General features: G+C 38.4%; 21 protein-coding genes. 8 read left to right on the forward strand and 13 right to left on the reverse strand.

What is annotated here, in order from left to right; genetic code table 11:
* Positions 1-1,018, reverse strand: a 1,018-nt coding sequence (locus tag VJ786_RS13345; protein WP_336557880.1) for a tetratricopeptide repeat protein, incomplete at its 3' end; no start/stop codon positions are given.
* 147 nt (positions 1,019-1,165) lie between these two features.
* Here VJ786_RS13345 and VJ786_RS13350 point away from each other — a divergent pair.
* The 3 genes from VJ786_RS13350 (at position 1,166) to VJ786_RS13360 (ending at position 3,673) form a co-directional block, all read left to right on the forward strand.
* Positions 1,166-1,858, forward strand: a complete 693-nt coding sequence (locus VJ786_RS13350; protein ID WP_134776542.1) for a hypothetical protein — start codon at positions 1,166-1,168, stop codon at positions 1,856-1,858.
* A gap of 121 nt (positions 1,859-1,979) precedes the next feature.
* Positions 1,980-2,771 carry a helix-turn-helix domain-containing protein gene (locus VJ786_RS13355; RefSeq protein ID WP_134776543.1) on the forward strand — a complete coding sequence of 264 codons (792 nt, stop codon included), beginning with the start codon at positions 1,980-1,982 and terminating at the stop codon, positions 2,769-2,771.
* 41 nt (positions 2,772-2,812) lie between these two features.
* Positions 2,813-3,673: a carboxymuconolactone decarboxylase family protein gene (locus VJ786_RS13360; RefSeq protein ID WP_336557881.1), complete on the forward strand. Its 861-nt coding sequence runs from the start codon at positions 2,813-2,815 to the stop codon at positions 3,671-3,673.
* Positions 3,674-3,723: 50 nt separating this feature from the next.
* On the opposite strand, the gene VJ786_RS13365 is transcribed toward VJ786_RS13360, so the two are convergent.
* Positions 3,724-4,257 (reverse strand): YybH family protein, encoded by a 534-nt coding sequence (locus tag VJ786_RS13365; protein ID WP_134776545.1) that lies wholly within the window; start codon positions 4,255-4,257, stop codon positions 3,724-3,726.
* A 136-nt stretch (positions 4,258-4,393) separates the two neighbouring features.
* On the opposite strand from VJ786_RS13365, the gene VJ786_RS13370 reads away from it, so the two are divergent.
* Both VJ786_RS13370 and VJ786_RS13375 read left to right on the forward strand, forming a co-directional pair.
* Positions 4,394-4,990, forward strand: a complete 597-nt coding sequence (locus tag VJ786_RS13370) for a Crp/Fnr family transcriptional regulator (RefSeq protein ID WP_134776546.1) — start codon at positions 4,394-4,396, stop codon at positions 4,988-4,990.
* 155 nt (positions 4,991-5,145) lie between these two features.
* A complete protein-coding gene (locus VJ786_RS13375; RefSeq protein WP_134776547.1) occupies positions 5,146-5,850 on the forward strand; it encodes a LuxR C-terminal-related transcriptional regulator in 705 nt (234 codons plus the stop codon).
* A gap of 33 nt (positions 5,851-5,883) precedes the next feature.
* Here the strand turns inward: VJ786_RS13375 and VJ786_RS13380 are convergent, their stop codons facing one another.
* From VJ786_RS13380 to VJ786_RS13405, 6 genes are all read right to left on the reverse strand, one after another.
* Entirely contained in the window at positions 5,884-6,753 is an 870-nt protein-coding gene (locus tag VJ786_RS13380) for a hypothetical protein (RefSeq protein ID WP_134776548.1), read from the reverse strand.
* A 38-nt stretch (positions 6,754-6,791) separates the two neighbouring features.
* A complete protein-coding gene (locus VJ786_RS13385) occupies positions 6,792-8,321 on the reverse strand; it encodes an NAD(P)H-dependent oxidoreductase (RefSeq protein ID WP_134776549.1) in 1,530 nt (509 codons plus the stop codon).
* Between the two features lie 40 nt (positions 8,322-8,361).
* On the reverse strand, positions 8,362-8,700 hold the full coding sequence (locus tag VJ786_RS13390) for a hypothetical protein (protein WP_134776550.1): 339 nt from the start codon (positions 8,698-8,700) through the stop codon (positions 8,362-8,364).
* A gap of 162 nt (positions 8,701-8,862) precedes the next feature.
* Entirely contained in the window at positions 8,863-9,912 is a 1,050-nt protein-coding gene (locus tag VJ786_RS13395; RefSeq protein WP_336557882.1) for a helix-turn-helix domain-containing protein, read from the reverse strand.
* Positions 9,913-10,003: 91 nt separating this feature from the next.
* Positions 10,004-11,191 (reverse strand): DUF1501 domain-containing protein, encoded by a 1,188-nt coding sequence (locus VJ786_RS13400; protein ID WP_134776552.1) that lies wholly within the window; start codon positions 11,189-11,191, stop codon positions 10,004-10,006.
* Positions 11,192-11,201: 10 nt separating this feature from the next.
* Positions 11,202-12,578, reverse strand: coding sequence for a DUF1800 domain-containing protein (locus VJ786_RS13405; protein ID WP_134776553.1), 1,377 nt, complete (start codon positions 12,576-12,578; stop codon positions 11,202-11,204).
* A 105-nt stretch (positions 12,579-12,683) separates the two neighbouring features.
* Here VJ786_RS13405 and VJ786_RS13410 point away from each other — a divergent pair, with 105 nt between their 5' ends.
* The 3 genes from VJ786_RS13410 to VJ786_RS13420 all read left to right on the forward strand — a co-directional run bounded on the left by VJ786_RS13410 (position 12,684) and on the right by VJ786_RS13420 (position 16,025).
* On the forward strand, positions 12,684-13,043 hold the full coding sequence (locus VJ786_RS13410; RefSeq protein ID WP_134776554.1) for a DUF2200 domain-containing protein: 360 nt from the start codon (positions 12,684-12,686) through the stop codon (positions 13,041-13,043).
* 121 nt (positions 13,044-13,164) lie between these two features.
* Positions 13,165-14,979, forward strand: coding sequence for a M60 family metallopeptidase (locus tag VJ786_RS13415; protein WP_134776555.1), 1,815 nt, complete (start codon positions 13,165-13,167; stop codon positions 14,977-14,979).
* A gap of 68 nt (positions 14,980-15,047) precedes the next feature.
* Positions 15,048-16,025, forward strand: coding sequence for a DUF3829 domain-containing protein (locus tag VJ786_RS13420; protein ID WP_134776556.1), 978 nt, complete (start codon positions 15,048-15,050; stop codon positions 16,023-16,025).
* Between the two features lie 4 nt (positions 16,026-16,029).
* On the opposite strand, the gene VJ786_RS13425 is transcribed toward VJ786_RS13420, so the two are convergent.
* The 5 genes from VJ786_RS13425 to VJ786_RS13445 all read right to left on the reverse strand — a co-directional run bounded on the left by VJ786_RS13425 (position 16,030) and on the right by VJ786_RS13445 (position 22,013).
* Positions 16,030-17,136, reverse strand: a complete 1,107-nt coding sequence (locus VJ786_RS13425) for a nucleotidyltransferase domain-containing protein (RefSeq protein WP_134776557.1) — start codon at positions 17,134-17,136, stop codon at positions 16,030-16,032.
* A complete protein-coding gene (locus VJ786_RS13430; RefSeq protein WP_099367492.1) occupies positions 17,133-17,405 on the reverse strand; it encodes a PqqD family protein in 273 nt (90 codons plus the stop codon). The genes VJ786_RS13425 and VJ786_RS13430 overlap by 4 nt, the downstream gene beginning before the upstream one ends.
* Before the next feature lie 13 nt (positions 17,406-17,418).
* Positions 17,419-19,098 (reverse strand): fimbrillin family protein, encoded by a 1,680-nt coding sequence (locus VJ786_RS13435; protein ID WP_134776558.1) that lies wholly within the window; start codon positions 19,096-19,098, stop codon positions 17,419-17,421.
* 21 nt (positions 19,099-19,119) lie between these two features.
* Positions 19,120-19,281, reverse strand: a complete 162-nt coding sequence (locus VJ786_RS13440) for a hypothetical protein (RefSeq protein ID WP_167554228.1) — start codon at positions 19,279-19,281, stop codon at positions 19,120-19,122.
* A gap of 341 nt (positions 19,282-19,622) precedes the next feature.
* Positions 19,623-22,013, reverse strand: a complete 2,391-nt coding sequence (locus VJ786_RS13445) for a GumC family protein (protein WP_134776559.1) — start codon at positions 22,011-22,013, stop codon at positions 19,623-19,625.
* Positions 22,014-22,069 lie beyond the last annotated feature (56 nt).

Here is a 22,069-nt window from a genome sequence, read left to right on the forward strand (position 1 = left end):
ATGCCTGTTCAAAATTCCCCAAACTAGCCTCCATTCCCGCAATCTCATTGATCATCACCATCCGGCTTTTGCTCATCGTACCACGGGGATCTGCTAATAGCTCCGAAAGTTCCTTTTTTGCTGAAACCATATCTCCTGCTTCCTTATAAGCCTGTGCTTTCTCGTATTTTAAGGCAAATTTGTCCCAATACAGATTATATTGATCTGCTAATTTCATGCCTGCAGAAATTGCCTGTTGCGCCTCATCAAATTTCTTCTCTTTGATAAGAATCCTGGCCTTATTCTTATAGAATAGGGCTGCTAATTTTTTACTCGGCAATTTGTTCAATAAGATTTCCGATTTCTCCAAGACTTCTTTACACTTATCCAATTTGTTCTGCATATAATAGGTGTCGAACATATTATGATAAGCCCAAAGCAGGTTTTCGGTTTCCTGTTCAGGAGATTTTACCAAACTTATGGCCTTAAAATAATATTCTAATGCTTTTTCGTATTCCTTGTGGTTATAAAAAAGCATTCCGACATCAGTAAAATAACTCATCAATAAATCTGAATCCCCAGATTTTAAGGCATAAGGAATACAATGTTTGATGGTGATGTCTAAAAATGCTTTATCATCATCTTTTTGTTGTTCCAATGCCCCATAATTATGCCATAACTTTGCCCTGTACCGATAGGATTCCTTAGTATCTATTTTCTTAAAGTATTTTTCGGCTTGCATGTAAATGGCTTGGCTCTTTGGGTTATTATTGCCATAATAAAATCCTGCCTCGTAAAATAAATAGATGCCCTGCAACAAATCCTTTCCACGGATCAGCGGCTTAGCCTGAAGAAGATATTTTTTAGCTTGTAAGGTATCCTGATAAGACCAATAATCCGATAGTTCCAACAAAGCCTTAAAACGCTGTTCTTCCGTTGTCGCATCCTTCAAGGACTTATCAAGTTGCTCAATTTCCTGTCCCCAAATGATAAAATGGACCAAAGAGAAGCATAGCATCAAAAGATAATTTCGAATCATTTATTTGCAGAAGATGTATAATTAGTGCTTATAAAGATAACCAAAAAGCATCTACCAGAAAACAGGTAGTAAGAAATACGCCTTTTTAAGGATTGACCTAGGTTATGGATACCGTTATTTTTGTTTTAACACAAAAAATATACAGCTATGAAAACACACAAAAGAATATTCGTTGCCCTCTTCGCCTTTGCTTTATGCCTATTTTACAGCTCCTGTAGCAAGGACGAAACTACGGATCCCATTGATAAGGACTACAAACAGATTTACGAAGAGAATTTTAACGGTGGTAAATCTGATTGGTTTACCGGAACCTATAACAACAATACGTATAACGTATCTATGGCCAATGGTAAATATATCCATAAGCTAACTGCCTTTTATTCTAATTATGCCTTTATGCAGCATAATTATTTTACCGACCAGGAGAAGAAACAGTTGATGGAGACATCACTCCAATTAACAAGTGGAAACGGCGCGGCTTGCATTGTTCTAAATGGAAAGCAAAGTGCGGTAGCTGGTCAGATTGACCAAATCTACCTGTACATTTCTAAGAACCAATACTTCTCCATTGCTAAAATTAAGGATGGAAAATCAGAGGTAATCTTAAATTGGACAGCTCATGAGGCAGTTGATATCACTAAACCGGCTACCTTTACAGCTGAATTGGAAGGTGGAAATCTTAAACTTGCGATTAATGGTACGGTAATTCATACTTGGAATAACAGCGGGATAAATACGTTAAATGCAATAGGATTAGGACTTGCCCAATGGGAAGAGAATTCAGGATCTAGCAGTACAACCATTGAGTATGATTATTTAAGGTTGTATGTTGTTAATTAAGTAAACATTTCCTTTTAGAAAGGGATTATGGATATAAAATTTCATAATCCCTTTTTTTATAGAACATTCTCAGCAATACGCTGGATTACAAGCATTTTTGTAATTTTAAGAAAAGAAATAAATGAAAGTTTATTCCATAAGCGATATCCTACCGCATTTAAATCCATCTATTGGTTATTACATCGGCGTATTTGAAGATACCCCCGACCCTATTTTAGAATGGCCACACAGACACGATTTTTATTCCTTGGTCTGGTTCACAAATGGTGAAGGATTTAATGTAATCGATTTTAAGGAATATGAAATTTACCCAGACAGAATTTTTTCTATTAACCCTAAACAGATCCATAATTGGAATTATTCCATTGACAGCTGTGGATACTTTATTCTTATTGATGCCCCAAATGCAAAACAATTAAATGTTGATTTTAATTACCCCTTCCTTGATCTATTGCAAGAAGACATTCCTTTTATAAAGGAGATTTTTGATCGCATGCTCTCGGGAAAAAATCAATTATCAGGTATTTCTTATTTACTATCCCTTTTACGACCTAATATAGCTTTCAGCCCAACTTCAAACTCTGTTATTTCAGATTTTAAAGAACTTATTTCCGAAAATCTTGATAAAAACCACAGTATAGATCAATATGCAAATGAACTTGGCATTACTTCAGGACTATTGAACCAAACCTGCAAAGATGAAACTGGCCTTTCAGCAAAGCAATTACAACTGGAATTGAAAATTACCGAAGCCAAAAGATTGATGTTATATTCGTCTTTAAACACCAGTGAGATTGCTTTTAAGTTGGGATTTGAGGATAGTTCCTATTTTGCTAGAATCTTTAAAAAGAAAGCTGGTCATACTCCTACCGGATTCCGAGAAAAGTACCTAAAAAATAATATAAAGTCCTAACCCTGTGGCCAATTCATAGCCTAATTTTACTTCTAAAAAAGATGAAATTAGTAGCCATCCTTTCGCTTTTAATATGGAGTATAAATGCAAGCGGACAAACAGATAAAATTATGATTCAGTCTGAAAGGTATAAAATGGGTTTGGAAAAACTCAAAGAAATAGACGGTGAAGCCGGAGAACATGTTATCAATAGTTTGGCCGATATATCGCCTGATTTGGGTAAGTATATTGTTGAATATGCCTTTGGCGACATCTATTCAAGAGAAACATTGGATCTGAAATCAAAGGAAATTGCTGTAGTGGCTGCATTGACTGCCATGGGTAATGTCCAACCACAATTAAAGGTACATATAAATGGGGCTTTGAATACGGGAAGTACAATCAATGAATTGAAAGAAGTGATCTTACAGATGTCCGTTTATTCGGGTTTTCCAAGTAGTATTAATGGGATGAATGCCCTTAAAGAAGTACTATCAGAAAGACAAGGAAAAGGGATAAAAGATAATTTAGGAAAAACTGCAAATGTGAATAAGGTATCAGATCGTAAGAGTTTAGGCGAAAAGGAATTATCGGCTTTAGATAGTCTGCAAGTAGAAAAACTTAAAAACACGTATGATGATTTTTCACCCGAACTGGTTCAGTTTACTCTTGAATATGCCTATGCTGATATTTTTTCAAGAGATAATTTAAGTAAAAGACACCGGCAGATAGTTACCATTTCAGCCTTAACAGCCTTGGGAACAGCCCAACAGCAGTTAAAATTCCATATAAATGCAGGGTTAAATATCGGATTAAAAGAGGATGAAATAAAAGAAATTATGCTGTTGATGACTGTTTACTCGGGTTTTCCATCAGCCATCAACGGCACAAATGCTTTGAGGGAAGTTTTAGCAGGAAGATAATGACTTTCTTTTATAACCATTTGATTCATTTCAAATTTTTCAAATGCTTATTACTCTACAATTTTGTCTGTCCTCGTATTTTGTGTAGCTTTTATCAACCAATTGTCAATTGTTTTTACTAAAACCATAGTTAATCGACCAGAACGATTCTCAGTTCTTTGGTTCGTTTTAAAATTTGGCCAGACCCATGTAGCATGTACTATTGCAATATAAGGGCTCAACATTTTTATCTTAATATCTCTCAATTCATAAGTCATATTTTGTTGTTGCTCTTGTAATATTTGATGAGCCTTCTGATGATTTTTTTGATTATCGTTTTTAGATTTATACCATGTCCCAGACCATGTTATAAAGTCTGTATCTTCTGTAAAAAGTGAACCCCACATTTCCATATCATGGTTATTCCAATAATCCACATATCTATCAAAAAAAATCTTGATTTCGTTTTCTGTTGTCATCATTATATTGTTTTTTAAAGTACTTGATCTTTGAAGGAGCTTTTGCTGTGCATCATATTCATTATTAAAACATAACAGTAATAAGCAAGTTAAAGCCGTTAAGAAATTGAAGCTATTTATTTTCATATTTGATTATTTTACATTCACAAAATTAGACTGAATTCCAGGGGTTATCTGTGATTTGAATCACAAAAAATTACTAGGCCAATAAATAATAGTTTATTTTTATAAAGGTTTTAAAATCTATTTTAATAGTAAGGAAGTGGAAAAACAACAGACGATAGCATCATTTTATGAAATTCTTCAGTTAAAGTATCCTTATGTTTTATCTGAAAACTGGGAAAAACTCAAAGAAATATCTGAAATAAGGCATTTACATAAAAATGAGCTGTTTATAAGTATGGGGGAGCGTCTTCGATATGGTATCTTTGTGGTAAATGGATGTCTTAAACTTTCATTTATGGACGAAAATGGCCAGGAACGGATTGCGGCTTTTAATACAGAAACCGAATATGTAGATAACTGGAATGATATTCACCAACAAACAACTTTGCCATATTCTATTTACGCTAATATTCCTTCAACCATTTTACTATGTCCATTGGAAAAAATGACTAAGATTTTTAAAAAAGAATCTGATTTATTACAGCTCTGTATTGATTTATCCCAATCAATGATTAAAAAGAAGGAGGAACATTATTCAATTTTAACCCTAAAAACTCCAATTGAACGTTATAAGTACATTTTAAAAAATAGAAAAGAATTAGTCAACAACCTATCAATCACAGATTTAGCAAAATATTTACATCTATCTAGGGAAACTTTGAGTAGAGTAAGAAAGAATTTTTTAAGAATGTAAAGATTAATGACTTAAATCCAAACTCCCCTTCCACCACTGCCCACCCTTACTTATTATGCAATATTAAACACCATCTATTTATTAAAAATTTTTGTTAATTAATTTTTTAAAGCATAAATTAGAATTAACACAAAACAAACCAATTACCCATATTAATGGATATTTTCAATTTACAAATGCATGGCATTTCTAAAGGCCTTAAGGTTGGGGACCTTCAAATCGCAGATGTAGGCGAAATTGTTCCTGCTTCCTTGATGGTTCATGATCTGGATGGGCTACAACCCATCGGGTGCACCTATATGAACAATTGGGGTTGTGAACGTTTGGGTACTTCGGTGGATGAAATCAATCATCTTGGCGAGTCATATTACGATCAATACTTTGTAAAAGAAGAGTCTAAGCACATATTTGTGGGGATGGACAATTACCTGAAGATCGGCGATTTCGACAAGCAGTATAATTTTTTTCAACGGGTAAAACTTCATAAAGATGATTTTTACACTTGGTTTTACACCGTCCTCAAGGTTGTTTCCTTTGATCTAGGTATTCGAATGGATCATAAAATCATCATTCTATCCTCGCCAATCATCGGAATGGACCATCTCATTTCCCGAGTGAATAAAACGCTGGAACAAAATAGCTTTATCCAAAATAATTATAAGAAATTTGCTTTATTGACCAAGAGAGAAAAAGAAATCATTAAACTGGTAGCTAATGGTAAATCCACTAAGGAGATTGTTGAATTGCTATTCTTATCCCCACTAACCGTTTCAACCCATCGAAAAAACCTGATCAGAAAGATTGAATGCGAGAATTTTGCGGATCTCTTAAAATTTGCCGTTATTTTCGATTTGATTTAATCTTTCACACAAAACTACTTCCTGCCCAAATAATTAATTCGCCTTCTTCCTAAAATAATAAGGATCATCAAAATTCTTATTCTTCTGTATATAGGCAAATCCGCCTTTGATATCTATAATCCAATTGAATCGATGGATCATGTCCGCTCCTAAATAATTGGAGCGTTGTTGAAAACCATCGCCTAAAAAGAAATTTACAGGAACTTCATTAAATTGAAAAGCACCTAACTGAAAATTCGGTAAAACGGAAACCATATTATGAACTTCCTGACCTGAAGAATTTTTCATTATCTTTTTCTCTATAACCGGAAGCTCTTCCAACTTAAGATCTTCTGAAATTTTTTGCTTATAAAGGACAGCTCCAGAAAATCCAGATTGAAGTAAAAATTCGTCGGTTTGCATCTTCTCCCCGCTACTACTTGATGCTTCTACAAAAAGTTGACCCCTATTTAGTTTAAGCGGTAATTTGCTGTATGCCGAAATATCCGGCAACCCTTCGTAAAGCACAAATTTAGAGGCATCAAAATCCATCTTAAACACCTTATTTTGGAACATTTTTAACCCAATTTTACCTTCCGCACCATAGCCTGTAAGTTCATTATCCCAGATCCAGATACTATCTACCGTAACTCCAGCTACCTGAATGCGATTAACCTTGCTCAAACCTTCAGGAAACTCTGTCGTATCAAACTTCACCGAACTCATTTTCCGCTCCCGATTAGGTGCCAATGAAGCTTCCTGCATAGAAATCTGAAACATGAGATCAGCAGAGTCCTTTTCATTGATCAAAGCTTTAACCAAAATATTATAATGATCATTAAGCTTAAATGGAATTGTATCTTGACCATTTGCAAAACCTACAACAGATATACAAAGAAGGAAAATTAAAAAATATCGGTTCATTTGGAAAATATCTTAATATTATTTCAAAAAATGAAACTTTATAAAAGATTAAAAAAAGGTACTAAGGTATACCAAAGGATATACATAAGTGCAATGCCCATTATACCATCAATCCGAGCAGGTTTATCGGCTTTATTGATGTATTGGTAAAGTAAATATAACAACCAACCGCCGTGCAAAAAGGCTACATAGATAATATCCGAATAAACCCAATCCAACAGCACATCCTTCTTCAAAAGAAGTACAGAACTCATGGACAACAAAACGGAAAGCCCCGCCAAATAAGTCGCCCTCACTTTACCAAGCCTAACCACCAAGGTCCCTTTTCCAGCAGCTCGGTCGGCATCATGATCAGGTATTCCCGCCATGATAATCGCCGGAACAATGGAAAAGAACAAGGGTATACCAACCACCCAAGAATAAATATTATTCAACGCTCCACCCTGATAAACAAAACCACAGATAATAACGGCAAAACTATGCGTAAACCCCACCACAATCTCGCCCCAACCATTGTAGGAAAACCGTAAAGGCGCGGCAGTATAAGATACCGCGATCAAAAACAAAAGGACAGTAACCAACAAAACTTGCATAGCAGAGGCAATGGCGAATATGCCCATGAACACACAGAGAACCGCCAATACTACCAACAGATATTTCAAGGAATTGGTATAAGCTTTTTCACTCAACACACCATCGACCAATACCCTTGATCCCCCAGAAAATGTACTGAAATGCTTATTCAACCGATCGGTTTCCCGATCTAGATAATCGTTACTGAAAACCGTGATCACCTCGATCACAAAAAGAACCAGATATCCCAATACGAAAATCCAAGGGTTAAAAGACCCTGCTAGTTCTGCATACAAAAAGGCACCGATAGCATAGGCAAAGAAGGTCATGGGATAGAATTGCAATCTGATCGCCTTGATCCAGGGCATGATCTGGTCCATCAACTTCTCCCAAGGAGTAAGAATGCCATTTTCTAGGGCTTTTCCTTTATGGTAGGCTTTGGTCAGCCACTCCTCCTTTTTTTCATCAGAAGAATGTTTGACCGGACTGATCAGCATGCTCCTAACAGGACTCACCCCACAGAATTTTAAGGTAGCATTTTGCAAAGATCTTCTTGAAGGTGCTCCATTGATCAAACGGTCTATCAATACAGGCGTATCCATGGTAATGATCAGCTGGGCAGTTTTTGGGCTGAGCAATTTTTTAAAGGCATCCGGCTGAATCTCGTAAAAGGCAAATCCAGGAACAAATACCCGATCGATAAATCCCTTTAATAAGGCCGGCATATTTCCCCACCAGGTCGGATAGACAAAAACAAGATGATCCGCCCATTTGACCAACCGTTTGGCCTCTTTGAGGTCTTCCTCTTCAAATTGATCCTGCGGGGAAGGGATCTGAACATGCAGATCGAAATGAAGGTCAGCGACATGCAGGAATTCCACATGCGCCCCAGCTGCCCTTGCCCCTGCTACATAGGATTCGGCTAAGGCCGCATTATAGCTGTCTTTACGGGGATGCCCCAAAATAACCAAAACCTTAATGCTTGTTTCCTTCATACCTGCTCTTTTAGAAAGAACAATAAAGCGAAGCAACTGTTTAATCGAAATACAATTCTTCCGCCAATCGTTTGATTTTAGGTATGATATTGGAGATATAGGTCCTGGAACTTTCCAATCGCTCAGGAATATGTTGATCAGTCGGGTCCAGGTCTGCAGCCAAAGTTAAATTTACCCCTATTATATTCTCCCTCAACGTATAGATATAATCTACATTGTTTTCAATATCCCAATGCACGATGCATTTTTTCGCTGCATCCACCTGCAGCTCCTTAAAAATTTCAAAGCCCTGCTCCCATGCTTGAATATATCGATGTTGAACCAATAATTTCTCCAGCAATTCTACATCTGCTTGGATGGCAATTTCTTCTTGATACATGATCATCTAATTTTGTGTTAATCCATTAACTATCAAGATCAAAATTAGGGGCTACATGTCGTATATAGGTTTCAACTTATAGAACTGAACCAATTCCACCAACCGCAGTCAATAATCAGGTTTACAGACGCTTAGAAGTTCGGATTTATAAATCCGATCAAGTTAACTGTGCTGTTGCCGATATGCAGTAGGTGTCAATCCGGTGCTGTTCTTAAAAACCGTATTGAAGGCCGTCTTGGAATTGAATCCAGAAGAGAATCCAATAGAAACAATATTATAAGGCATCATCTTTGGATCTAACAATAGTTCTTTGGCTCGCTCTACTCGGAATGAATTGATGAACTGGAAAAAGTTTTGCTGAAAACCGTTATTGATGATGTAGGACAATTGATGGCTACTGAGTTCCATTTGATTAGCCAATTTCAACAGGTTTAATTCCGTGTCCAGAAAAGCCTCCTGCTGTTCCATCAATAGCATCAGTCTTTCTTTGCCAGCCAAAAGATCCTCATCACTCATCAATTTGATCTTTTGTTGGTTGGGATTGGATTCCTCTTCCTCCGATTTTTCAAGCTCTTCAACAATGTCCAAACCTTTAGGGAATATCTCCTTCTGTCGGATGGAGTAAAATGCCACCAAGTAAAGGATAAACAAGAAGAAAAGATTCGCGAAAATATTTAGGTTCCTAGTGGGTAAGAGCAGGTTATAAGCAAGGATCAATAAGGATGATGCTATAAAAGAATAGATAATATATTTTATCCATCGCAGATCCACATCTTGGGTATGGGATGAAAACGATTGGATAAGCTTTTGATGCCGGTGTACCTTAAAATACGCCAAAACCACACAGGTAATGGCATGGCTAAAGAACAGGACCAAAATCAGGATATGATAAGTCTTTTCAGATAAAACTTCTTTTAAGGACAGGGCAATCAGTATCAGGAGTGGAACCAAGAAAAGAATAATTCGATATTTCCCGAATTTATAATCTGGATTGGTATAATAATAAACACTGATCAAAAAGGTAAGCGGCACCAGGAATTGAATGAATACCACGCCGACTTGATAGATAACATGATGTTTTAATGATCCAAGATAAAGCATTTCATCCAACCAAAATGTGGACCAGAAAATAGCAAACACCCCGAACCAAATATTCGCTTTCCGATTGACTTGGACAGCATGGCTGAAATTAAGAAATGCAAGGAGGAACATTCCTCCAATTAGAAAAGCTTTGATTAGGACTTCGAAAGTAAACATCTGTACGTATTAAAGAGGCAATATACACAAAGTTTAAAGCGCCAATTTACACAAAGTCGTACAAACCATTCTTCCAACCTAAAATTTTATTGGAATCTGCCTGGAGCCAATTCTTCAGCACAGTAGCATACACCTTCCGAAAGTCTTCTGTATATATCAAATCTCCTTCATGGAGGTTTCTCAGATCCGGAAGCGCATTGAGCATCCCTTGTTTCTTCAATCCTCCACTGATAAAGAAAAGTTGATTGGCCGTTCCATGATCAGTACCATTGCTGGCATTCTGTGCCACCCTCCTTCCAAATTCCGAAAAGGTCATCAATAAGACATTCTTGAAAAGATCATGTTTTTTCAAATCGGCAACAAAAGCTTTTACCGCTTCATTGATTTCCTGGAATAACTTCCCTTGTCTATCATTCTGGTTCACATGGGTATCGAAACTTCCGATAGATAGGTAATATACCCGGGTATTGATATCCGATTTGATAAGCGAGGAAATGGTCTTGAATTCCTTTCCTAATCCTGAGTTTGGATAGGAATCAGCAGTTGCTTTGGTCTTGCTCTTATCAAAGATATAATCGGCATTATTGATGGTTGAACCTAAGGTGCTGTACAGATAGGAAACCGTTTCTTCCTCATGATCATGTTGCTGGGCTAGGGTTTTAAGATAATTTTCCTGGCTCAACTGGTATAGTTTCCGTGGCTCCTTGAACGCAAAAGCCTTATTATTCTTTCCTTTTAGGGCCAAGCTCAACATATCATCCACCTCCAATGCCTGTGTGGGATGCGGACAATCGTAACAGGCTTCATCCAAATACCTTCCTAACCAACCTGTTTCCAGGTATTCGTCCGATCGGCTGGCCGAATGCCAAATATCCATGCTTCGAAAATGGGATTTATCCGGATTTGGATACCCCACATTATTTAAAACCGCCAGTTCGCCCTGTTCATATAATTTCTTGAAAAAGCCAAGGTTAGGATTGATGCCGGCCTCATCATTCAGGCGCAGGGAATTTTTGATTCCAATTTGGCTTCTTTCCCGAAAATAAATATCATTTCGGGTCGGGATGATGGTATTCAACCCATCATTTCCGCCTGTAAATTGCAGTACTACCAATATATTCGGCCTATTTTGGAGTGAATTATCTATTTCCAAGGCCTTCAGAAAGTTTGGTAGCATCATAGATGCGGAAACCAAACTGCCCATCTTTAAAAACTCTCTTCTCTTGATATACATATTCTCAGGATTACATCAGCTGATATTCCGGTGTGGACATCAAGTTGATCATATTCATTTTTATTCCCTCATCTGCAAAACGTGTAGCAACTTTTTGAACGCTTTTATTTGGTGATTGCAGGATATAGTCCACTAATTTCTTGCCTTTGAATGTATCATTGACTTGATTCCAGTCGATTTCGATCTGGGGGTTCTTGAATTGTCTTAAATTGCTGTTCTTATTCTTGGTCCCCATGTCCAGATCATCATCCAGCGGAGCATCGTAGTCCATTGGCCTTAAACCAGTCCAGATTTGTGGCATCTGAAGCCGGAGCATCAAGGTTGAACTATCTATCCAGGCTTTTCCATTCGGCCATCCGGCCACATTGGGTGGATATAACAACATTTGCCCCAATAAGCGTTGATAATCTATTAGATTTTCGGGATGTGCCACTTGCATGGGCATAATACGCATCATGCCTACCATCAATTCAATGGGTGATTTTATACGGTTGCCAATATGTTGTGCTTCGTAGAACCAATCGCTCAGAAAGATGCTATCCAATAATTTTTGGATAGCATAATTAGCTTGATAAAAGATGGAGCTTAACTCTTGAACCCTCGCTTCATCTACTTTTTCATTCACGAAGAACTTATAGATCTTTTCGGTTATAAACCGTGCCGTTTCCTTCTTTTCCAAGATAATATGCAGAACATCCTCCCCTGAAAAATTACCCTTCTTCCCTAAGAACGTCTTTTCGCCAGTATCATGTTGATTTTTACGTTCAATAAATTCTCCTTGTTTATTATATGCCCAACCTGTAAATGCCCTCGCCCCTTCCCTTACATCTGTTTCCGTATAATTCCCCCTTCCCAAGGTGAATAATTCCATGACCTCCCTTGCAAAGTTCTCATTGGGATGGCCTTTTTTATTCTGTTGGTTGTTCAGGAAATTCAACATGGAGGGCGATTGGCTGACGGCAAACAAGAGATCCTTGAAATTACCTAAGGCATGCCGACGGATGCTGTTCAGCAATTGTTTGCTAAACCTGGGATTAACAGATCGACTCGCAAAATGGCCGTGCCAGAAAAAAGCCATCTTTTCGTTCAGTTGGGCCTCGGAAAGAATCATCTGGTTCATGAAGTCGATATTTAGATCCAGGTTCTGGGAACGGTTTAATTTTTGGGTCTGTTTCCGCTTCTCTGCATTGTCCATAGGGTTATAAGCATCTTCCGTTGGCTGCTCTGGCTTTTGGAAATTCACTGGCTGGAACTTCTGGGGCTTAGTTAAGCTGCGGTAGAGGTCTTTGATACTGCTTTTATCTATGGTCGGAATCTGTTCCAGCGCTGGCCCAAAACCTGCGCGCCATAATAAATGCAATTTTTGGGTTAAGGTTTCCCCTTTCATAAGACGGTTTTCTAATTATATACCAATTTACGTAAAAATTATAACAAGTGATTTATGAATTTATTGTAAATTGTCGGGTATTTTTTACCTACTGAATTCAACATTATGCATCCAAAAAATATAGAACGCGTTTATAAAATGTCTTTCGCAGGGGTTTATCCGATGTATATCCAAAAAGCGGAGAAAAAGAACAGAACAAAAGCGGAAGTTGATGAGATTATCTATTGGCTTACGGGTTATGATGAAAAGACCTTACAGAAAGCCATAGATGAGAAAATAAACTTGGAGGATTTTTTCGGGAAAGCACCAAAGATGAATCCGAATGCTGTAAAAATCACCGGGGTAATCTGTGGCGATCGAATTGAAGAAATTGAAGATAAGCTGATTCAACAGGTTAGATATTTGGATAAGTTGATAGACGAGCTGGCCAAAGGTAAGGCAATGGAGAAGATTTTAAGGTCATAATTTTATGGAAATATGATCAAAGGATCTATTACTCTGTAATATTTCCATTATGCAAACGATTGAATGATTAAGGCTGGTTTTCCAGCGTCATTTATTCATTATCTTGGAATAAATGAATGAAATGATGAAGAAACTAGCCATAATCAGTTTTTTGATCTGTGCCAGCAACCTATCCTTTGCACAATCAGAAAATGACCTTTCTTTTTTTAACAAGAAAAATCTGACGAGTCTAACCAAAAAGGCGAATCAACAAGCTATCCAAGAAATCCAGCATCCGGTTTTGCGTGAAGTTGCAATACAGATGAAAAATGGAAACTACCCTTTAGCGGAAAGATTCAAAACGTATGAAAGCTTCTTAGACCCTAAAATTCTAGCTAAAGAATTAAAAACCAGCCCTTACTCCCAATTTGAAAATCCTACCGGAATTTATTTTTCAGCAAATGAAGAAGTTCTTGTCTGGGTTGAAGAAAATGAAAACCAAAAACTAAACTTATTGGTCACCAATTGGGATGATGAACATTTTAGGATGCACTCCTATCCTTTAAAAGCTGGATTAAATAAATTCCAAGTAAAGGATAAGGGCAATTCTTATATCCAACATTTCTATGATGAAGGAAAACCCTTTAAAAAATTAAAGATCCATATCCTTTCTGGTAAAATAAACGGTGTGTTTGATGCCCGAAAAGATGATAATCACAAGTACCAAAAGATACTGAGTTCAGCCCATGGCCCTGTTATCGATTTAGTAGGTAAAAAAGTACACCTTGCCTATTCCAAAGAATCGTTAAAAAAAGGAACCCCAGAAAATGGTAAAGGATTAGTAGCACTATATGATTCGATAATTCATATTCAACATGAGATCATGGGTTTGGTAAAATATAAAAAAGAACCTAAGAACCATATGTTTGGCCGCGTAATTTGGAAAGGATTTATGCATGCAGATGGATTGGGTGCTGCTTTTCATGATAATACCATGAAAGATCTAGCGGACATCAATCGGCTACGGAAAAATTCTTGGGGTGTTGCCCATGAGTTTGGTCATGTCAACCAAGTTAGGCCAAATATGAAATGGACGGGTACAACGGAAGTAACCAATAACATATATTCCGTTTGGACACAATATGTTTACAATTCCCATTCCCCTAAATTGGAACATGAAAAACTGAAGGATTATGATGAGCCTAAAATTGGAGGAAGGATAACTGCCTATATGGAATCTGCATTTGTGCATGGTCAGCCTTGGTTAACCCAAGCGGGTCCAGACCGTTGGGATAGAGAGCGTAAAAGAGATTGGGGTGGTGATCATTTCGTCAAATTGGTTCCGCTATGGCAATTACAATTGTACTTCCATGAGGTTGGTGCTGGTAAGAAATGGGGAAATAAGGACTTCTATGGTGACATATTTTATAAAGCTATCCAAGAACCTGTTTCAGATCAGGAATCCGAAAGCTACTATCAATTACAGTTCGTCAAGAATGCTTGTAAAGTGAGTGGATTAGACTTAACCGATTTTTTTAAAAAATCTGGGATCCTTGCTCCGATTGATCTTATTGTAGACGATTATACGGTTGGGCGTATGTTGATTACCGATCAAGACATACAAGAAGTAGAAAAATATGCTTCCCAATTTCCGAAACCAAGCAGTCCTGTTATCCATTACCTTACGGCGAACAGTATTTCAATTTTTAAGAATCAAGAAGTATTAAAGGGTAAAATTAACGAAGGATTTTCGAAGGAAAAGGATCGTTTGATCATCGATAATCTAGCTTGGCCAGGTGCAGTTGCATTTGAGACGTATCAGGGCGATAAATTAGTCAAAGTCGCATTCCGTGGTGCTGGTTTCACCAATAACCAACACACCATTGTACATCTTCCAATTGGTTCCACCAAAGTAAAGGCAATTGGTTGGAATGGGGAGAAAATTGATGTAATTTAAGCTTGTAGATACTTTGTATATAGGTATTAATAGCCTTTAAACAAGGTTGGCATATTTTTTATCCTGATATGAGTACACCAATTCATATCAGGATGAAAATAGCACAATCACTAATTTTAGGCGTTTTAGCCATTTCTCTTACTGTCGGATGTTCAGGTTCGGGAGATAAATCCAAGTCTGGAGAAACAGAAAACGAATCAGGAGGATTATTTTCTTCCGGTTCTAAAAATGAGGCGCAAGAAATCATAGATTTCAATAACAAGATGGTTCAAACGGAAAATAACCACAATAGTTTTATCCGTAATTACATTCGCGCAGTCGATAACCTGGATTACTTCATCAAACAAAAGATGGCCAATCCAGAGGCCATAGCTATACCTCCCATTTTGGTAAAACCTGTAATGGTCAATCAATTAAAAGATTTAAAAGCCCCAAGCTCTTTAAAAGGTGATTATGCAGTATGGATAGACAGCATGCAAACCAGTTTCACTGCCCTGCAAAGCCTATATAAGGAAATGGAAAACTATAAATCTGCCGAAGATTGGAAAGAAGACAGTGGAAAAAAAATGGAGCATTTTAGAGCCAAGGGTTTAGCAGAGATAGATAAGAATGAAAAGGCATCTAAAGCAATTTTTACTGCATTACGTCCTGAAGCGGATAAAGCAGAATCGGAAATATTGAAGGATCATCCTTTTAAGGATCAGATTATTTCTTCTAGGAAAATCATGGAATACTGTAAAGAAATAACCATGGGTACTTATGATGATGTGAGTAACCAGGCTTTCAAAGCCAATTTTGAAAAACAGTACAATGAATTGGAGACTTTATTGAATAAAAATAAGGAGAACCCGATTAAAGGGGATCAATACGAAAGTAACAACCGAAGATTCAACACTTTCAATGAAGCAGTGGATACCTATCTTGGTAAAATGCGCATTATTCAACGTGAAATGAATTCGTCAAGCGAGATTTCGGAAGGAGCATTTACAGATTTAGACAATGCTGCCCAAACGGTGGTGAGCACCTATAATAATTTTGTAAACTAATTTTTTACCGGTGGAATTTGGAGATCACTTGGATGATCGGAAAAGCCACCGTTTCTGATGGGGCGAGGGGTAGATATCGTCTGAAACTGTAGAATAGTCTTGGTATTCTATTCATTCGTCCCATTGGATTATTGATATCCGGAAAACGTGGATCATGGAAAGCAAAATTTCCTGCAAAAAGGATATCCTTGATCATCCAATCGTTGACCGATTTCTTTTCTAATGGAAAAGGTAAATTCTCCTCTCTTAATCCCATATACTTGACCAAGGTATAATGGAGTTTATTCATCCATGCCAATACCCCCAATTTCTTGTAAACAAATTTCAATCTGTCCCCATCCAATTTTTGGTATTGGGTATGGTATAAACGGGCAACATCACATAGTTGCCTCAAACCAATGCCATAGCCCACTTGATGGCTAAGGATATGTACATTGAGCATGATGGAATTTAAAAATGGATTGGGCATATGGGTCTGAAAACCTTGACTTGAAATGGGCTCAAATGCCTCTTTTTCTTCAGTCAGTAGCTTATTAAGAAATTTTAGGTTCCAGGGATTTCTTGCTTGTATCAGTCGTTGATGATGTTCTACATGAAGACCTTTCCAGTCGTATCCACAGCTATATCCAGAATGGAAATGGATGTTCGTTTTCAGATCTACCATGAGCTTGAAGGCTTTATTATAGGGAAAGCCCCGTTCAAAATACCAATCGATATCTCCGCAAACACGCAAGAAAGGATCCGGATAATATTGGGCAACGGCCTGCCCCTTTTGAAGAATTGGCCGAATACCTTCCGCATTATACAATCCATCCAATTCGGAAATGATCGTATTCATTTTCTCGTTTTTTTCCCTGATCTGCTGTTCGCGGAGGATCATTTTATATAACATAGGCTGCTCGGGCATAAAGTAAGAAGGAAGTTGTTGGGCTGCATGAGCAATTAACCCATCGAGCGTCTGAAAGTAGGCTAGTCTATATACATTTTCCCAATCTGGGTTTTTTAGCTCCTGAAATTTATCCAATGCGAGGGGTTTTCCCCATAAGGCAAATTTCAGGAGATCTAAAAAAACCACAACGGATTTTTGATATAGGATATCCTGCTTTATCATCGTGCAACAAATAATCCTTCTCGGAAGAAATGCGTCAGGATCTGCCGAACATCCGTTTGTGCCCTTTGGGCTTCCACTTCGAAAGTCCGCAGAACAAAGTCCACGGCATCCTGCTCTTCAAAATCCCTCCCTTTAAACTCCTCAATGATCATGGCGGCCGACTCGGAAAGGGTAAAAACACGGGCCATATCGAGCATTTCCAATCCAGGTTGCAACATGATGTAATCATTGCCAACCTTTCTGACCGATAAGTGGGTTAAAAATTTCATAGGTAGATGATTTTTAATTAGCTCGCACGCATCTTACGTTCTTGAACGGTGATTCGATGACATCAACACCAAGCGTCTGTACATTCAGCAGTTCCGCCTCCATCATATCCCCCAAAGTATTAGTCATCAACAAACTGTAGCCCCCTAACCCAACTAAACCCAATATATTGGTTCCATTGGTCGAACTCCAGTATTCGCCGGTAATACCAAGATTACCAAAGGTTACCTGCAATAAACCTTCAAATATCCCTACAGAAAGACTTCCGCCATTATAATTAAAATGGAGATCATTGCTTGGATAAGGCGCTGCGGTCCCTGTAGCGTTGGTATATTCGAGATAACCAAGGCCACCTGTGGCACCCGTGGTATTGGCCTGTCCGTTAAGATATAATGGTGGTGTTCCGGTCAATGCCATAAGGTCATTATTGGTTGGCATGCGCCATTTACCTGCTGGATATACTTCTGCACAAGGATCACCATTCACCCCAAAACTTTGCGGAACAAGGCCTTTGAAGGAAAAGAAGGTGTTTCTTTCAGAAGAATGGGCATAGGTATGGTGAAAGCGATAAGGATTGTGTCCACCTGCATAATACAGGTTTGCACGACCCCAACGCACTCCTCCCACAGTCAATGGTGATTCGATCAGATTGACCAATAACCGGTGATCATTGGCTACTACCGGGGTTACATTAAAAGTAAACACCGATGGTGTAGCGGCTAATAAAGCACTGAAAGATCGCACAGTATTATCGTCAATATTTAAAGAAAGATCGGTCATGGTCACTGTCAGGTTATTAATTGCTGCTGTACTTGGTGTATATACATAGGCGATTTTCCGATCGGCATAGGGAGGTTCAATATCCACAAAATCTGCCCAATCAATACCGTTGGCTGCAGCTGTAAGAGTTCCCCAAGTACCCGATGCCAAGTCAAATGTCCCTGAGTAGGCCGATAAGCCTGTAACTGAAACTACCGCAGAGGCCATGTCTGCAAACATCCCCATGGTATTCAATTCGATTCCTATCCTGGATACCATATGATCAAATACGATACTGACAGGAACATCAATTGGGGTTGGTCCTGTTGGAACGGAAAATGTACCTGCATCATACAGAATATCTTTGTTGGCAGGTAATGAAAGGGAAGTCACGGTAGGTGTTGCTGGGTTGACATCTACAGGTGATTCACTATTGTTATAGGATAAAGCATACCATTTATAATCCACACCTTGATCCACTTCGATCTCGGCAGGGACATCTGATGTCAGTTCTGTTGAACTGACGAAGCTATTATCCGCCTTATAGAGGTAAAGCCTATATTTTACCCCGGGATCCATTGCTGCTCCCATTACCTGTTTAGAAGCTCCTTTTCGGGAACTCGATTTGATCATTTTTCTACCTCCTGCGGTCCCTAATTCGTGGTCTACAGAAAGGGAAGCATCGAAACCGGCGAAATGCAATTCTGCGACTTCCTTAGCACTAACTTCCTTGGAAGATGCCGAAGCCTTCGCTTCGCCTTGGGCGTTCTTTATACTTTCATCGATCCCATCTACTCGTACCGAAATCTTAGTTTTTTTTGGAATGGCATCATCCGCGTTCATTTGTTTGGAACATCCTACTAGAAGAAAATACGCGGTACCAAGGAAAATAACACCTGCTAATTTCCAATTGAAGTGATTTGTCAACTTTTCCATAATGTGTGTAATTAGCTAGGTTTATAAATCGTTATCATCCATACCGCCTGTTCCCTCATTCCAATCGCCTACGGATGGATTTGGTGAGGCAGTTACTGATTCGGCAGCAATTCCTTGCTCGAGCTCCACGTGCGTAACAGACATGCTAGGCACGATATAATCTTTTCTTTCATCATTTTTCATAATATTGTCTGTTTTGGGTTATTTTGTTATAATAGGATTTATAATTACCTATCAGTTAATTACACTTTTATGAACATTCCATCAATAAAAATTGAACCTTATCGTAATCTTGAAACTCAAAAATAATTTTAGCGGTACTCTTGGAAATAATATTTACAGCAGGTAGATAATCGTAGTTATTTATGCTTCTTTCTGGGTATCTAGCATTTATAGGAACAATGTTAAAACAAATATTTCATTAATACAAGCTTAATATTGTCTTAACATTAATTTTTTATACTATTAAGCTTTTTTAGCAATATTTTGTAGATATACAGCTACTTTATAATCTACAATATTATCTATTTAAGATATTTTTGTCTTATTAGATTAATTAAAAACCTAAATTTCCTCATCCAGCCTTTTTTTACTGGTTCTTCGCCATATCCATATCCGTAGCCATAACCATAGCCTAAAGAAAAATCTACGTCATTCAGTAAAAAAGCCATTTTCTTCAGTTTCCCTTCTTCAAAACAGCTTTTGGAAACCTCTAAAAGTCTCTTGTCCAAAAATTGTGCTCGAACGACATAAATGGTCAAATCGGCAAGTTCAGAAATCAAAAATGTATCGGTCACTAATCCCACCGGAGCCGTATCTACAATGACAAAATCATAATTGTCCCTGCCGTATTGGATAATCTCCTCAAACCGTCCATTCATGAGCAATTCTGCTGGATTAGGGGCGATATATCCCGAATAAATTAAGTCAAACCCAAAACCCTTCGCTTGCGGAATGATAAGGTCTTTAACCTGGTAATTTTCGTCTACCAGGAAATTGCTGATGCCTGGTTGGGTATGCCGAAGGTAGGTCAGGTTGAGATAAGCGAGGATTTTTGGGGACCGGATATCCGCCCCGATCAATAATACCCGTTTATTAGCAAAGGAAAGTACTTTTGCCAGGTTAGTGGCAATAAACGACTTCCCTTCACCAGCTATAGTGGAAGTAACAAAATACACCGAAGCTCCTTTGACGTTCTTGCCCATCAGGAACCGAAGGTTGGTGCGTAAGATCCTGATAGCTTCTGCAAGCGCGGTCCGATCACTTTCTGCTTTAATGTCCTGATGAGACCGGGGTACTTCGCCTAAGACCGACACATCCCCTATCTTCAGTAAATCGGCCTTGCCCTGCACCTTGATATCCAAAGAAAACTTAAGGTAAAGCAGGGATAATGGCAATAGAAAGCCTATAGCCATGGAAATTGGCAAAACCAACATTTTACGCGGGGAAACCGGTCTCCAAGTAGCATAAGCGAGATCAACCACCTTTAAGGTAGAAGGAGTTGCCGACAGGTTTATCTCATTTTCCTCCAATTTTTGAAGTAGGAATAGGTACAAGGTTTCGATCGTTTTTTGTTGCCGAACAATATCCTTGTACTTTCGCTCATTCAATGGCATACTGGCTTTTTTTCCTTCAAACTGCATGCGTCGGCGTTGGTGCATATTCACTTTGGAGGTCAATACCTGCCTGGAATTGGCCAAAGAACGCGTGATATTAGCATGGGAAATGGATACAGCTTGCTCTAAATTCTGCAGGACAGGATTCTGGGGACTCGCTGATTTCTGAAGTTCGTTTCGTTCCAGGAGCAGTTCATTATGGGTTTTGATTTCCGATTGGATGGTCAGATCCGATAGCCCGATATTGACCGGGAGAAGGTCCAAATTACTGTTTTGAAGGAGTTCATCCATCATATTGACCAGCTCTAATTGCATCTTGGCATCCATGAGTTCCTTTTCGCTCTCCACAGCTCCCTCCGCCCTGATGCTCCCCTCCAGATCCAAATCCAACACCTGATGCTGCTGTTTAAAAACTTCCAATCTGCCATCTGCAGCCTTCAGATTCTCCGATATGATGGACAATCGATTATTAATGAAATTACTGGTGGATTTAAACACCCTGGCCTTATCCGCCAAGGCATCTTGATTATATTGCTGGATCAAGGAATTGACCACTTCAATCCCTTTTTCTCTCGATGCATAACGAAATACAAAATCGACCGCAAAGGATAACACATCTTTGGTTGGAGAAATCTGCATTTTACCCCGTAAGATATCCACCGTGATTTCCTTTGGCATATAATTGATCTTTACAGGAGTTCGCCAAGATATTTTGGGGTTCGGAACGAACATGATCTTTCCGATCGGAGATGGGATCGCCTTACCCAACTTGATGGGCACTTCCTCTTCTTCGTCATTTGTGAGTATATACACCCCACTCTCCTGCCTAATTTCGACCGAGTAAGCTTTCCTTTCCAAGAGCGGAGAGTTTGGCTCCAACAAAATCATTTTCAAAGGGGATTCCTGGGCAGGGATCTCCTTTTCCCTGATCAGACCCTTCTGGAAATAAGTGATCTCATAGCCATTGGCATCCACCACCTTCCGCATGATCCTTCGGGATTGCAAAACCTGGATCTGATCATTTACAAATGCGGCTGAGGAAGTGCCTCGGCCCGCTAAATTGGCCAACTCGGCAAGACCAGCCATTTCTCCACTTGCTTTCTTTTCATCTTGCAATAATATCTTAGCGTAGACCTCGTAAATCCTAACAGAATATCGCAGATATAAGAAGCCGATCAGGAAACAGACCCCCATGGATACCACAAACCACTTCCAATAATGGGCATACCTTTCCAATTGGGAACGGATATCCATCAATCGTTTTTCATGATCAAATTCCTTTGATTCTCCGGTTTTCATATTGGCAGGTTTATAAGTTAAATTTAAACTATAAATTTTATTTTTTCTTATAAGAT

Source organism: Sphingobacterium tenebrionis (genome assembly GCF_037126265.1).
GTDB classification, from domain to species: domain Bacteria; phylum Bacteroidota; class Bacteroidia; order Sphingobacteriales; family Sphingobacteriaceae; genus Sphingobacterium; species Sphingobacterium tenebrionis.

Coding starts and splice junctions, on each gene's coding strand:
- VJ786_RS13350 (WP_134776542.1), top strand. CDS start 1,166: ATGAAAACACACAAAAGAATATTCGTTGCCCTCTTCGCCTTTGCTTTA.
- VJ786_RS13355 (WP_134776543.1), top strand. CDS start 1,980: ATGAAAGTTTATTCCATAAGCGATATCCTACCGCATTTAAATCCATCT.
- VJ786_RS13360 (WP_336557881.1), top strand. CDS start 2,813: ATGAAATTAGTAGCCATCCTTTCGCTTTTAATATGGAGTATAAATGCA.
- VJ786_RS13365 (WP_134776545.1), bottom strand. CDS start 4,257: ATGAAAATAAATAGCTTCAATTTCTTAACGGCTTTAACTTGCTTATTA.
- VJ786_RS13375 (WP_134776547.1), top strand. CDS start 5,146: ATGGATATTTTCAATTTACAAATGCATGGCATTTCTAAAGGCCTTAAG.
- VJ786_RS13380 (WP_134776548.1), bottom strand. CDS start 6,753: ATGAACCGATATTTTTTAATTTTCCTTCTTTGTATATCTGTTGTAGGT.
- VJ786_RS13385 (WP_134776549.1), bottom strand. CDS start 8,321: ATGAAGGAAACAAGCATTAAGGTTTTGGTTATTTTGGGGCATCCCCGT.
- VJ786_RS13390 (WP_134776550.1), bottom strand. CDS start 8,700: ATGTATCAAGAAGAAATTGCCATCCAAGCAGATGTAGAATTGCTGGAG.
- VJ786_RS13395 (WP_336557882.1), bottom strand. CDS start 9,912: ATGTTCCTCCTTGCATTTCTTAATTTCAGCCATGCTGTCCAAGTCAAT.
- VJ786_RS13400 (WP_134776552.1), bottom strand. CDS start 11,191: ATGTATATCAAGAGAAGAGAGTTTTTAAAGATGGGCAGTTTGGTTTCC.
- VJ786_RS13405 (WP_134776553.1), bottom strand. CDS start 12,578: ATGAAAGGGGAAACCTTAACCCAAAAATTGCATTTATTATGGCGCGCA.
- VJ786_RS13410 (WP_134776554.1), top strand. CDS start 12,684: ATGCATCCAAAAAATATAGAACGCGTTTATAAAATGTCTTTCGCAGGG.
- VJ786_RS13415 (WP_134776555.1), top strand. CDS start 13,165: ATGATGAAGAAACTAGCCATAATCAGTTTTTTGATCTGTGCCAGCAAC.
- VJ786_RS13420 (WP_134776556.1), top strand. CDS start 15,048: ATGAGTACACCAATTCATATCAGGATGAAAATAGCACAATCACTAATT.
- VJ786_RS13425 (WP_134776557.1), bottom strand. CDS start 17,136: ATGATAAAGCAGGATATCCTATATCAAAAATCCGTTGTGGTTTTTTTA.
- VJ786_RS13430 (WP_099367492.1), bottom strand. CDS start 17,405: ATGAAATTTTTAACCCACTTATCGGTCAGAAAGGTTGGCAATGATTAC.
- VJ786_RS13435 (WP_134776558.1), bottom strand. CDS start 19,098: ATGGAAAAGTTGACAAATCACTTCAATTGGAAATTAGCAGGTGTTATT.
- VJ786_RS13440 (WP_167554228.1), bottom strand. CDS start 19,281: ATGAAAAATGATGAAAGAAAAGATTATATCGTGCCTAGCATGTCTGTT.
- VJ786_RS13445 (WP_134776559.1), bottom strand. CDS start 22,013: ATGAAAACCGGAGAATCAAAGGAATTTGATCATGAAAAACGATTGATG.